The following is a 12,558-nucleotide window of genomic DNA, read 5'->3' as shown; positions in this document are numbered from 1 at the left end:
CACAGCACTACGGCCCCCGCACCGATCGGTGCGGGGGCCGTAGTGCTTGCTCGGCGCCTCATCGAGTTGCGTCGGATACTGGCCGACGCCTGCCCCGTCGACCACGGCCTTCGTCAGCCACGGGCGTGACGGCGGCCGTCGTCGGGGCAGTTCCGGCGAGCGCGGCCGGAGGCCTCAGCTGAAGTCCGGGCCCTTCTCACGGCCGCGCTTGAGCTCGTAGAACCCCGAGTAGCCCGACAGGGTCAGGGCGGCGTCCCAGATCTCGGCCGCCTGCTCGCCCTTGGGAGCCGGGGTGAACACAGGGCCGAAGAAGCCGGTGCCGTTCACGGCGATGCACGGGGTGCCGATGTCCTTGCCCGCGACGGCCTGAGCCGCCTCGGTGGACTCGCGCAGGGCGGCGTCGAAGTCGGTCGAGTCCTTGGCCTCGATCAGCTCGGCCGGCAGGCCGACCTCCTCGAGGGACTCGGCGATGGTCTCGACCATCTTCTTCTCGTCGCCGTAGCCCTGGACGTGCCAGCGGGTTCCCATGGCGTCGTAGAGCTTCTTGCGGTACTCGTCGCCGTGGGCCTGCGCGGCAGCCTGGATCACGCGGACCATCCACATCGACTCGTCGTGGCCGTGGTGGTGGTTGTCCGGGTTGTTCTCGTTGAGGATGCCCAGGGAGATGATGCGCCAGTCGACCTCGACATCGCGGCGCTGCTGGACCTCGCCCATCCACCGGGAGGTCATCCAGGCCCAGGGGCACAGGGGGTCGAACCAGAAGTCCACCTTGTCAGACATGCTCACTCCTTGATCAGCGGCGAGGTGCCGCCATGTGCGGGGCGGCCGACCCGGAACAGGGCCCGACCATCGCTGCCCAACCTATGACGCACGGACGGCACAGGTCGAGGCGTCCGCTGACAGCGTGATGACGTGCAGGATCCGACCGCCCGCCGCGTGTGCGCAGCCTGCCCGCCCCTCAGGGACGCAGACCGTGGAAGTAGGCGCCCACGAGCCAGCTCAGATCCACGGGCATGGTCTGCGTCACGGTCTCCGGGAGCGGGCGGGTGACCACCGCCAGGCCGAAGTAGAACTGCGCAGGGCTCAGGTCCTCCCGCACCAGCCCCGCCTCCTTGCCCCGACGCAGCAGCGCGCCCAGCCGGTCGAAGAGCCGGTCCCGCAGCTGCAGCACTCGGTCCCAGCCCGCCTCCTCGAACGCCGCCTTGCGCTGCGGGTCGGCACCTTCCACCAGAGCGCCGATCCGCAGCCGCCCGAGCTCGTGGGCGGCTGCCTGCCACGTGGCCCGGGGATCCTGATCCCACGCCGTCTCCAGCTCAGCGGCCGCCGCTTCGACCTTCTCGACGACTGCCTCCATCACCCCCAGGTAGAGCTCCCCTCGCGTGGGGAAATGGCGGTAGAGGGTGCCGATCCCCACGCCCGCTCGTACCGCAACCGCGCTGAGCGGGACGTCCGTGCCCTGCTCGGCGAACAGCTCAGCCCCGGCCGTCTGCAGAGCAGCGCGCTTGGCTCGGGCATCGGCTCGCATGGTGGTCCTTCCGTGGTCATCTTCTCGGCTGGCAGCACTCTGACGCCCGGAACGCCGCCTCATGATCCTCGCACGGCCATGACCCAGCTCACCGGCCCCGAACTCCGGCCCGGAGGACCTGCCGCTGGCGGTCGCCGGTCCCGCCCCGGCCGTCGAGCAGATCACCGATGCGCTCGAGGAGCGCTCCCCCGGCGCCTTCGAGATCACCGAGTACGACGACGCCGAGCAGGCTGAGCAGGCCGTGGCCGATCGAGAGGCCATCGGTGCCGTGACGGTGGGACAGCAGGGTGTCGAGATCCTCAAGGCCTCGGGAGCCGGCACCCCCTACGGCACGATGATGGACGGCATCGCCACGGGTCTGGAGGAGCAGCAGAAGGCCCAGGCGCAGCAGGCACAGGGGCAGGAACAGCAGGCTCCGGCGCAGGGCGATCAGACTGCCGCTCAGGGCGGACAGGCGCAGGGCCAGCAGGCCCCGAGTGACCAGCCCCAGCAGGCCCCGACCCAGGAGGTCACCGTGCGCGACGTCGCCCCGCTGACCGACGACGACCCGAACGCGACGGCCATGAGCACGCTTGCCCTGCCGCTGGCCTTCGGCGGCATGATCTCCGCTGCGGCCTTCACCATGCTGTCCGGGAATCGTCCCGCTGTGCGCGCCCTCGGCATCATCGGCTTCTCGGCACTGGCGGGCGTGGCCGTGACCTGGGTCCTGCAGAGCTGGCTGCACGCGGTCGACGGCGACTTCTGGGCCCTGGCCGGCGTGCTCGCGCTGGGCATCGCGGCGATCTCCCTGGCCGTCTCCGGGCTGCAGTCCGTGCTGGGCGGTGCCGGTCTGGCACTGGGCGCGGTCCTCATGATGTTCGTGGCCAACCCTCTGTCGGGCATGGCGACCGGCTGGCAGTGGCTGCCGCAGCCGTGGGGCGCGATCGGACAGCAGCTGCCGATCGGCGCCGCAGGCACCGCATTGCGCTCAGTGGCCTTCTTCGACGGCACCGGGATGACTCACGCACTGATCGTGCTCGTCTGCTGGGCGGCCGCGGGTCTGCTCCTCATCGCGCTGAGAGCGCTGCGCAAGCACAGGAAGAACCGCACCCGACGCGCGGACCCCTCCGCCTCGACGCGCAGCGCCTGAGCCGCTGAGCACCTGTGCGCAGGACAGTCCGCAGAAGAGCAGGGCCCCGATCGCCGCGCGGCGATCGGGGCCCTGCTCATGTGTCTCTGCTTGCCTGCTCGTCGACGTCCGGGAGCCGGCTGCACGATCCGGAGACTGGGTCCGCTCCCCGCACACCGGGCATCAGCTCAGGCTCAGGCGGACTTGGACTCCTCGTCCGGGGCCATGAGGATCTGGGGCTCCACGCCGTCGGTGACGCACTCGGCCTCGACGATCACCTGAGCCGCATCCTCGAGAGTGGGCAGATCGAACATCACGGGGAGCAGGACCTCCTCCATGATGGCGCGCAGGCCGCGGGCGCCGGTGCCGCGCTCGTCCGCCTTCTGCGCGATCGCGGTGAGGGCCTCGTCGGTGAAGCTGAGCTCCACGCCGTCGAGCTCGAACATCTTGCGGTACTGCTTGAGCAGTGCATTCTTGGGCTCGCGCAGGATGCGCACGAGATCCTCGGTGGTCAGCTCGTCCAGCGCGGCGATGATCGGCAGGCGGCCGATGAACTCCGGGATCAGACCGAACTTCAGCAGGTCCTCCGGCAGCACGGTGCCGGAGTGCATGGCCTTCTGCGGATTGAGGATCTGCTCCACCGGAGCGCCGAATCCGATCGAGGTCTTGCCGGCGCGGGATTCCACGATCTCGTCGAGCCCGGCGAACGCCCCCGCCACGATGAACAGGACGTTCGTGGTGTCGATCTGGATGAACTCCTGCTGGGGGTGCTTGCGCCCGCCCTGCGGCGGCACCGAGGCCACGGTGCCCTCGAGGATCTTCAGCAGCGCCTGCTGGACGCCCTCGCCGGAGACGTCGCGGGTGATCGACGGGTTCTCCGACTTGCGGGAGATCTTGTCGATCTCGTCGATGTAGATGATCCCGGACTCGGCGCGCTTGATGTCGAAGTCGGCGGCCTGGATCAGCTTGAGCAGGATGTTCTCGACGTCCTCGCCCACGTAGCCGGCCTCGGTCAGCGAGGTCGCATCCGCCACGGCGAACGGGACGTTGAGCTTGCGGGCCAGCGACTGCGCCAGGTACGTCTTGCCGGAGCCCGTGGGGCCCACCAGCAGGATGTTGGACTTGGCGATCTCGACGGACTCGTCGCCCTCGTCGGTGGCCAGCTGGAGCGGGCGGCCCTCCTGGGAGGCGCGCACCCGCTTGTAGTGGTTGTAGACGGCCACGGACAGCGCCCGCTTGGCGGGGTCCTGGCCGATCACGAACTGCTGGAGGTGGTCGTAGATCTCACGGGGCGTGGGCAGCGAGGAGTCCTCCTGGCCGACGGTCTCCGTCAGCTCCTCCTCGATGATCTCGTTGCACAGCTCGATGCACTCGTCGCAGATGTAGACGCCGGGGCCCGCGATGAGCTTGCGGACCTGCTTCTGGGACTTGCCGCAGAAGGAGCACTTGAGCAGGTCAGCGCTCTCGCCGATGCGGGCCATGGGGCTCTCCTTCTGCCGGGTGCTGCCGACGCCCCGGGCGCGGGCGCACGACGATCAGCGCCGGTCGGCGCTGACTCTTCCACGATACGCGAGGGGCGACGACCCGCCCAACAACATGACTGCGCCTGAGTGTCCGCCCGCTCGGCGGACGTCGCCGCGCCCGTCATGGGCCGACCGGGGCTCGAGGCGATGAGACGGCGGGAGGGCGAGGCGCCTGCGTGCGCCTCGCCCTCCCGCCGGAGGATCAGCCCATCGGCCGACCCGTGGTGTCACGGGGTGACGGTCTTGGGCTTGACCGCCTTGCGCGACTCCAGGACGTGATCCACGATCCCGTAGTCCTTGGCCTCTGCGGCCGTGAGGATCTTGTCGCGCTCGATGTCGCGGTTGATCTGCTCGGAGGACTTGCCGGTGTGCACCGCCATGGTGTCCTCGAGCCACGAGCGCATGCGCACGATCTCGTTGGCCTGGATCTCGATGTCCGAGGCCTGTCCGCCGCCCTGGCCCTGCATGGCCGGCTGATGGATCAGCACGCGGGCGTTCGGCAGTGCCAGGCGCTTGCCCGGGGTGCCGGCGGCCAGCAGCACCGAGGCCGCCGAGGCCGCCTGGCCCAGGCACACGGTCTGGATCTCGGGGCGGATGAACTGCATGGTGTCGTAGATGGCCGTCATGGCCGTGAACGAGCCGCCCGGCGAGTTGATGTACATGGTGATGTCGCGGTCCGAGTCCTGGGCCTCGAGCACGAGCAGCTGCGCCATGACGTCGTCGGCGGAGGCGTCGTCGACCTGGACGCCCAGGAAGACGATGCGGTCCTCGAACAGCTTGGTGTACGGGTTCTGACGGCGGTAGCCGTAGGGAGTGCGCTCCTCGAAGTCCGGCAGGACGTAGCGGGAGGAGGGCATGTGGGATGCCGCGGAGCCGGCGCCGTAGGCGGCGGCCATGGCCTGGTGGTTGTGCATGGAAGTCATCCTCGGTTCCTTCGGAAGATCAGCGGGCGTGGGCTGCGGGCTCAGGACTCGGTGTCCTTGCGGGTGCCGCCGCCCCCGGAGACGCCCGAGGCGTTCGCGGCGATGTGGTCGAAGAAGCCGTACTCCAGGCCCCGCTCCGCCGTGAACCAGTTGTCGCGGTCGTTGTCCTCGAGGATCCTCTCGATGCTCTGACCGGTCTGCTCGGCCGTGAGCTGGGCCAGGCGCTTCTTCATGTCCATGATCAGCTCGGCCTGCACGCGCACGTCCGAGGCCGTGCCGCCCATGCCGCCCGAGGGCTGGTGCATGAGGATGCGGGTGTTCGGCGTGGCGTAGCGCTTGCCGGGCGTGCCCGACGACAGCAGGAACTGTCCCATGGACGCGGCCAGGCCGGTGGCCACGGTCACGACGTCGTTCGGGATGAGCTGGATGGTGTCGTAGATCGCCATGCCGGCGGTCACCGACCCGCCCGGGGAGTTGATGTAGAGGTAGATGTCCGCCTCGGGGTCCTCCGCGGACAGCAGGAGCATCTGCGAGCAGATCAGGTTCGCGTTGCGGTCCTCGACCTGCGAGCCGAGCCAGATGATGCGCTCGCGGAGCAGGCGGTTGTAGACGTAGTCGTCCTGGCCCATGGGGCCGGGCGTGGTCTCCATTCGCGGCTGCGACGAAGTCATGGGTGCGTCCTCTTCTCGGGGTCGTTCTGATTGCCTCCGACACTAATCCGGCGGCGGGGCCGCGCGGGGAGCTCGGCGGCAATGTTCGCTGATGGCTGTCGCGGGCCCGCGGATCCCCGCGACGACGACGGCGCCCCGTCCGATCGGACGGGGCGCCGTACGCTGGGCCCGGGGCGGGCTTCCCTCAGGAGGCGCTCACCGGGATCGGATCACTTGCCGTCGTTCGGCTCGACGATCTCGTCGGCCTCGACAGCAGCGTCCGAGGCGGCGGCCTCGGAGGCCTCCTCCGCGGTCTCGTTGGCCGGCTTCACGAAGTCGGACAGGTCGACGGGCTTGCCGTTCGAGTCGGAGACGGTCGCGTACTCGAGGACCTTGGCCAGGGCCTTGCGACGACGGACCTCGCCGACCATCATCCCGGCCTGGCCGGAGCCGTCGAGCATCTGGGCGAACTGGTTCGGGTCCATGCCGTACTGCTGCGACGTGGTGACGATGTAGTCGATCAGCTCGGACTGCTCCACGCCGATCTCCTCGGCGTCGGCGACGGCGTCCAGGATGATCTCGTTGCGGAACGCCGCACGGGCGTTGTCGCGGACCTCGTCGCGGTGCTCCGGGGTGTCGTGCCCGGCCTCGGCGTTCGGGTTGTTGAAGTGCTGCTCGAGCTGGTCCTCGATGATGGACTCCGGGACCTCGATCTCGACGAGCTCCACGAGCTTGTCGAGGACCTTGTCGCGGGCCTCGATGCCCTGATCGACGACCACGGAGTCGGCGGCCTGCTTCTTCAGGTCGGCGCGCAGCTCCTCGATGGTGTCGAACTCCGAGGCCATCTGGGCGAAGTCGTCGTCGGCCTCGGGCAGCTCACGCTCCTTGACCGCCGTGACCTTGACCTTGACGGTGGCGTCCTCGCCGGAGTGCTCGCCGCCGGCCAGCTTGGTCTCGAAGGTGGCGTCCTCGTCAGCGGACAGGCCCAGGATGGCCTCGTCCATGCCCTCGAGCATGTTGCCCGAGCCGATCTGGTACGACAGGTCGTTCGCGGCGTCGACCTCCTCGCCGTCGACCAGTGCCTGGAGGTCCAGGGTCACGAAGTCGCCGTCGGCGGCCGGGCGGTCGATGCTCTTCAGGGTGCCGAAGCGGCCGCGCAGCTCGTCGAGGGCCTCGGTCTCGTCGGCGTCCTCGGCGTCACGCGCCTCGACCTCGACGGTCAGGCCCTTGTACTCAGGCAGCTCGATCTCCGGGCGCACGGTGACGTCGACGGTCGCCTTGACGTCCGCCTCGCGGTCCTCGGAGGAGGGCTGCTGGGTGACCTCGAGCTTGGGCTGGGCGATCGGGGTGAGCTCGTTCTCCGCCAGGGCCTGCTGGAAGAAGGAGTCCATGCCCTCCTGGAGGGCGTTCTCCACGACGAAGTCGTAGCCCACGCGCTGCTCGATCAGCTTCGAGGGGACCTTGCCCTTGCGGAAGCCCGGCACCTGGATCTGATCAGCCAGGGACTTGTAGGTGCGATCGAGGTACGGCTTGAGCTCCGCGAACGGGATCTCCAGCTCGATCTTGGCCTGGGTGGGGCTGACTTTCTCGACGGTGCTCTGCACTGGCGATGCACTCCTCAGTGGATTCGGATCGGTGATGATGCGATGTCTGCTCGGCCTGCGGACCGTCACTGGGCCGCAGGCACGGACGGCGTCCTCGTGCACCGCGCACAGCACGGCGACGGGGACAGGCGTCGGGGTGACAGGACTCGAACCTGCGATCTCCTGCTCCCAAAGCAGGCGCGCTAGCCACTGCGCTACACCCCGTGGGCGTGCGGGCCGCGCGCTGCCGGAGGGACCCGGCTGGAGCCGGTGGCACACGCTGCGGGGTCCGCTGACCGTCCGCGGTGCCCGCGCCTGGGCGCGGACATCGCACGAGTCTAGCCGCACGCACCGTCATGCCGCACCCGCGGGGGCTCCGCGCGGTTTGCCGAGGTGGTCTGCGTGGGGTAGTTTCATCGTCGCTCGTGCTCGTCGGATTCGATGCCGTCGACGCATGCACGGGGATGTAGCTCAATGGTAGAGCCTCTGTCTTCCAAACAGATTACGCGGGTTCGATTCCCGTCATCCCCTCCAGAATCGAGGGCCCCGACGATCAGCAGATCGCCGGGGCCCTCGTCGTCGCTCTGCCGGCTGGTGACAGATCTGCAGCCCCTCAGCGCTGAGGAGGCGCAGATCTGTCACCAACTCACCAGGAGACGGCACCGCACACTCGTTCCGGTGGTCCAGGCCGCACTTCGGCACCCGATCAGCGTTGATCGCGTGCGCTGCTGCGGCCTCAGCGGGGTGAGACCGGCGGCTGGCAGCTCGGGCACCAGAACAGCGCGCGCCCGGCCAGCTGCTGGCGCTGCACCGTCGTGCCGCAGCGACGGCAGGGCAGGCCGGCTCGGCCGTAGACATAGTTGGCCTGCTCGGGCCATGCTTCGGCCTCGTCGATCCCGGGGCGGTCCGACGGATCCGTGGTGATGATCCGTCCCAGTCGCACGCCGGTGCGCATGAGCTCCACGTTCTCGCTCCACAGCGCCTCGAGCGTCTCCTCGGAAGTCGAGGCCCCCGGCAGGAACGGATCCACGCCCTGCCGGAACAGCGACTCGGCGCGGAAGATGTTGCCCACGCCGGCGATCATGTCCTGCTCCATGAGCAGCACGGCGATCGGACGACGGCTGCGGGCCGCACGCTCGCAGAAGGCAGCCGGGTCGGCATCTGGATCCAGCGGATCGGGGCCGAGCTTCGCCTCAGCGGCAGCCGCTTCGTCCGGGCTCTCCACCGTGCACAGCGCGGGTCCGCGCAGATCGGCCCAGCCGTGGTCTCCGACCAGGCGCACTCGCACGGCGCCCACGGGCGGATCGGGGATCACGCGGCCGTCGTCATCGTGCTCCACGGACTGGAGGGAGTCCTCCGACTCGCGCTCCCCCAGCCGGCGCGGAGCCCCGATGCTGGAGGCGGCGGAGAACTCGGAATCTCCCGCGAAGCCCCAGGCGCCGTAGATGCCCAGGTGCGAGCGCAGGATCAGGACGTCGGAGGGATCATCCGGGGCCGCCAGCTCCAGGAACAGCTGCTTGCCGTGAGCGCGCGAGGACACCAGCCGCCGGCCGTCGAGCATGGCCGCGCCGTCGGAGAAGCGACCCTGCGGACTGGACACGACCAGAGCCTGCCCGCCGAAGACGTCGCCGAGCTGAGTGGCCAGGCGGTGGACCGAGTGCCCTTCCGGCACGGGTCAGCCCCGATAGGCGCGGGCGGTCACGGCGTCGTAGTGGCCGACGACCCTCCCGGTGCGCTCGAACTCCTCGATCTGGGCGATGCGGCGCACGTGGCGCTCGTCGCCGGAGAACGGCTCGTTCAGGAAGGCGAGCACGATCTCGAGGCCCTCCTCCCGGGTGTGCTGGCGTCCCCCGAGCGCCACGACCTGGGCGTCGTTGTGCTCCCGGGCCAGCTTGGCTGTGTCGAGCGACCAGGCCAGCGCGGCGCGGATGCCAGTGACCTTGTTGGCCGCCATCTGCTCGCCGTTGCCGGAGCCGCCCAGCACGATGCCCAGGGAGTCCATCCCGGCCTGGCGGTCCTCGATCACAGCCTGCGCGGCGTGGATGCAGAAAGAGGGGTAGTCATCCAGGGCGTCATAGACCTCGGGGCCGTGATCGATCATCTCGAATCCGCGCTGCGAGAGCTGTTCGACCAGGTACTGGGACAGCTCCATTCCGGCATGATCCGTGGCGATGTGCACGCGCATTAGCGTTTCAGCTCCTCGAGTTCTCGACGGGCGCACGGACCGCGCCCCAGATGCGGCCCCAGCCTAATCGCCTGCTGCGACGTGCGAGGCGCATGGCATCATGGGCAGAACGCCCGGGAGGCCCCTCCCTCAGTCAGCGCGAAGATGCCCTGATGAGCCGCCGCCCGCACCGCAAGTGGAGAACTGTCCGGAAAGGACCCGACCGTGCCCGGAAAGAACCTGACCCGCGCGGAGGCCGCCCAGCGCGCCGCCGCCCTCGAGGTCGCCTCCTACGACGTCGTGCTGGACCTGACGACCGGCGACGAGACCTTCGAGGCGCTCACGACCGTCCGCTTCACGTGCCGGGAGCCGGGTTCGGACAGCTTCATCGACGCCTTCACGGCCTCCGTGTCCTCCGTGCGCCTCAACGGCCGTGAGCTGGATCCGGCGGAGGTCTCCGACGGCGTGCGCATCCTCCTGCCCGAGCTGGCCGAGGACAACCAGCTCGTCATCGCCTCCACCATGGCGTACACGAACACCGGCGAGGGCCTGCACCGCTTCGTGGACCCCGCCGACGGCGAGGTCTACCTGTACTCGCAGTTCGAGGTCGCCGACACGCGGCGCATGTTCCCGGTGTTCGAGCAGCCGGACCTGAAGTCCCGCTTCGCCTTCACGGTGACCGCGCCGGCGCACTGGCAGGTCGTGTCGAACCAGCCCACCCCGGAGCCCGTCGTCGAAGGCGACAAGGGCACCTGGGCCTTCGCCCCCACCCCCGTGCTGCCGCCGTACATCACCGCACTCGTGGCCGGCCCGTACGAGGTCGTGCGCGACGAGCTGACCTCCAGCGACGGCCGCACCATCCCCCTGGGCGTCTTCGCCCGCAAGTCGCTGATGAACCACGTCGATGCCGAGGAGATGTTCCGCATCACCAAGCAGGGCTTCGAGTTCTACGAGGCCCAGTTCGACACCCCGTACCCGTTCGAGAAGTACGACCAGCTCTACGTCCCGCAGTTCAACGCGGGGGCCATGGAGAACGCGGGCGCTGTGACCTTCGTGGAGTCCTACGTCTTCCGCTCCAAGCCGACGCAGGCCCGCCGCGACCGCCGCGTCATCACGATCCTGCATGAGCTGGCGCACATGTGGTTCGGCAATCTCGTGACCATGCGCTGGTGGAACGACCTGTGGCTCAACGAGTCCTTCGCCGAGTACGCCTCGACCCTGGCCAGCGCACAGGCCACGGATGTGGAGGGCGCCTGGACGATCTTCGCCTCCGGGGAGAAGTCGTGGGGCTTCGAGCAGGACCAGCTGCCCACCACGCACCCGATCAAGGCCGAGATCGCCGATCTGGAGGACGTGCTCGTCAACTTCGACGGCATCACCTACGCCAAGGGCGCCTCTGTGCTCAAGCAGCTCGTGGCCTGGGTGGGCCAGCCGGAGTTCATGGCCGGGCTGCGCACCTACTTCCAGGCCCACGGCTGGGCCAATGCCGAGCTGAAGGACCTGCTGGTCGAGCTTGAGAAGGCCTCGGGTCGCGATCTCAAGGACTGGTCCCAGCGCTGGCTGGAGACCGCAGGGGTCAACACCCTGATCCCTCGGGTCGAGCGCGACGACGACAGCGTCATCACCTCGTTCGCGATCGAGCAGACCGCCCCTGAGCAGCTGCCGACCCTGCGCCCGCACCGCCTTGCGGTCGGGTTCTACGACGTCGACTCCGCGACCGGGCTGCTGCAGCGCACCCACCGCCACGAGCTCGACATCGACGGCGCGCTCACCGAGGTCCCCGAGCTCGTGGGGCGCGATGCCCCCGACCTGATCCTGCTCAACGACGACGACCTGGCCTACGCCAAGATCCGCCTGGATGAGTGCTCGCAGGACACCGCGGCCGAGCACCTCAAGGACTTCGCGGACTCGCTGCCGCGCGCCCTCGTGTGGCAGGCCGCCTGGGACGGCGTGCACGACGGCGTGACCCCGGCCCGCGCCTACGTGGACACCGTGCTGAACAACATCGGACAGGAGTCCGACTCCACCACCGTGAACCTGCAGCTGCGCCGGCTGGACCAGGTCCTGGACTCGTACGTGGCTGCGGGAGCGCGCCAGGCCACTGACCACGATGCCGCCACCCGCCTCTGGGAGCTCGCCGAGAAGGCGGCACCCGGCTCGGATCATCAGCTGCAGTTCGTCAGCGCCTTCGCCCGCCGCGCCTCGACCGAGGAGCATCTGGACCTGGTCCAGCAGCTGCGCTCCGGTCAGGTCCGGCTCGAGGGCCTGGAGATCGACGACGACCTGAGCTGGTCGCTGCTGATCAGCCTGGCCGCGGGCGGCCGCGCCGGCGCCGCTGACATCGACGCCGCGCTGCAGGCGGACAACACCGAGCACGGGGCCATCTCGGCCTCCTCGGCCCGGGCCGCGATCCCCACGCCGGAGGCCAAGGCCGAGACCTGGCGGGCCGTCGTCGAGGAGGGCACCATGCCCAACTCGCTGCAGGCCGCCGCGATCGCCGGGTTCCGCAAGACCCAGGATCCGCAGCTGCTCGCCCCTTACACGCAGCGCTACTTCGAGCAGGTCACCGACATCTACCGCACGCGCTCGCACGAGCTCGCCGAGCAGATCGCGGTGGGCCTGTTCCCCCGCACGGCAGTCCAGGCCACGGTGGATGCCGCCGATGAGTTCATCGCTCAGATCCCCGAGGACCTCAACGGCCTGCGCCGCCTGGCCCTGGAGGGTCGGGACCGCGTGGTGCGGGCCGTGGCCGCACAGGAGGTCGACGCCGCCCACCCGGCATCCCCCGGCGTGCACGAGCCCGATCTCACCTCTCTTGCGGATGCCGAGGCCGCCAAGCGCACGCCCGCACCGCGCACCACCATGGAATGACGCGCCCCGACCCCACGCTGTCCGCAGCACAGCACCCTGCAGCACAGGACCCCGTGTCCGGCGACCCCGAGGAGGCCAGCATGCCCGAGCCCAGCGCACCCCGAGACTCCGACGACCGTGAGGATCCCTCGACGGGCGAGGCGGCCCCGCAGGCAGCCGGCGACGGGGCTTCGACCGGTCAGGCTCCGCACGTATCGGCGCCCGTCCCCGA

General features: G+C 69.6%; 10 protein-coding genes and 2 tRNA genes. 3 read left to right on the top strand and 9 right to left on the bottom strand.

Annotation, left to right across the window (positions count from 1 at the left end; translation table 11 throughout):
- Positions 1-174 precede the first annotated feature (174 nt).
- Together OVA15_RS02965 and OVA15_RS02960 are read right to left on the bottom strand one after the other, a co-directional pair.
- Positions 175-780 carry a mycothiol-dependent nitroreductase Rv2466c family protein gene (locus OVA15_RS02965; RefSeq protein WP_259896037.1) on the bottom strand — a complete coding sequence of 202 codons (606 nt, stop codon included), beginning with the start codon at positions 778-780 and terminating at the stop codon, positions 175-177.
- Positions 781-958: 178 nt separating this feature from the next.
- Complete coding sequence (locus OVA15_RS02960) at positions 959-1,525, bottom strand: TetR/AcrR family transcriptional regulator (RefSeq protein WP_006215153.1); 567 nt, start codon at positions 1,523-1,525, stop codon at positions 959-961.
- Positions 1,526-1,766: 241 nt separating this feature from the next.
- Between OVA15_RS02960 and OVA15_RS02955 the strand changes: the two genes are divergently transcribed.
- Entirely contained in the window at positions 1,767-2,654 is an 888-nt protein-coding gene (locus tag OVA15_RS02955) for an ABC transporter ATP-binding protein (RefSeq protein ID WP_268142957.1), read from the top strand.
- Between the two features lie 173 nt (positions 2,655-2,827).
- Here the strand turns inward: OVA15_RS02955 and clpX are convergent, their stop codons facing one another.
- The 5 genes from clpX to OVA15_RS02930 all read right to left on the bottom strand — a co-directional run bounded on the left by clpX (position 2,828) and on the right by OVA15_RS02930 (position 7,537).
- The gene (gene clpX / locus OVA15_RS02950) at positions 2,828-4,114 is read right to left on the bottom strand and encodes an ATP-dependent Clp protease ATP-binding subunit ClpX (RefSeq protein ID WP_006215151.1); all 1,287 of its coding nucleotides are present in this window, start codon (positions 4,112-4,114) and stop codon (positions 2,828-2,830) included.
- Between the two features lie 269 nt (positions 4,115-4,383).
- Positions 4,384-5,070: an ATP-dependent Clp protease proteolytic subunit gene (locus tag OVA15_RS02945; protein ID WP_006215150.1), complete on the bottom strand. Its 687-nt coding sequence runs from the start codon at positions 5,068-5,070 to the stop codon at positions 4,384-4,386.
- Between the two features lie 50 nt (positions 5,071-5,120).
- A complete protein-coding gene (locus tag OVA15_RS02940; protein WP_053447238.1) occupies positions 5,121-5,750 on the bottom strand; it encodes a ClpP family protease in 630 nt (209 codons plus the stop codon).
- 209 nt (positions 5,751-5,959) lie between these two features.
- Entirely contained in the window at positions 5,960-7,333 is a 1,374-nt protein-coding gene (gene tig / locus OVA15_RS02935) for a trigger factor (RefSeq protein ID WP_053447237.1), read from the bottom strand.
- Positions 7,334-7,464: 131 nt separating this feature from the next.
- Positions 7,465-7,537: transfer RNA gene (locus OVA15_RS02930), tRNA-Pro, on the bottom strand.
- Positions 7,538-7,772: 235 nt separating this feature from the next.
- Between OVA15_RS02930 and OVA15_RS02925 the strand changes: the two genes are divergently transcribed.
- Positions 7,773-7,846 (top strand) — tRNA-Gly (locus OVA15_RS02925).
- Between the two features lie 202 nt (positions 7,847-8,048).
- Here OVA15_RS02925 and OVA15_RS02920 read toward each other — a convergent pair.
- Together OVA15_RS02920 and OVA15_RS02915 are read right to left on the bottom strand one after the other, a co-directional pair.
- Positions 8,049-8,984, bottom strand: a complete 936-nt coding sequence (locus OVA15_RS02920) for an Fpg/Nei family DNA glycosylase (RefSeq protein ID WP_268142954.1) — start codon at positions 8,982-8,984, stop codon at positions 8,049-8,051.
- Positions 8,985-8,987: 3 nt separating this feature from the next.
- On the bottom strand, positions 8,988-9,497 hold the full coding sequence (locus OVA15_RS02915) for a ribose-5-phosphate isomerase (protein WP_006215146.1): 510 nt from the start codon (positions 9,495-9,497) through the stop codon (positions 8,988-8,990).
- Between the two features lie 204 nt (positions 9,498-9,701).
- Between OVA15_RS02915 and pepN the strand changes: the two genes are divergently transcribed.
- The gene (pepN, locus tag OVA15_RS02910) at positions 9,702-12,347 is read left to right on the top strand and encodes an aminopeptidase N (protein WP_268142951.1); all 2,646 of its coding nucleotides are present in this window, start codon (positions 9,702-9,704) and stop codon (positions 12,345-12,347) included.
- Positions 12,348-12,558 lie beyond the last annotated feature (211 nt).

This window comes from Kocuria sp. SL71 (genome assembly GCF_026672465.1).
GTDB lineage: Bacteria > Actinomycetota > Actinomycetes > Actinomycetales > Micrococcaceae > Kocuria > Kocuria palustris.
The sequence above is the reverse complement of the archived record's forward strand: the minus strand, read 5'-3'. Positions and strand labels throughout refer to the sequence as shown.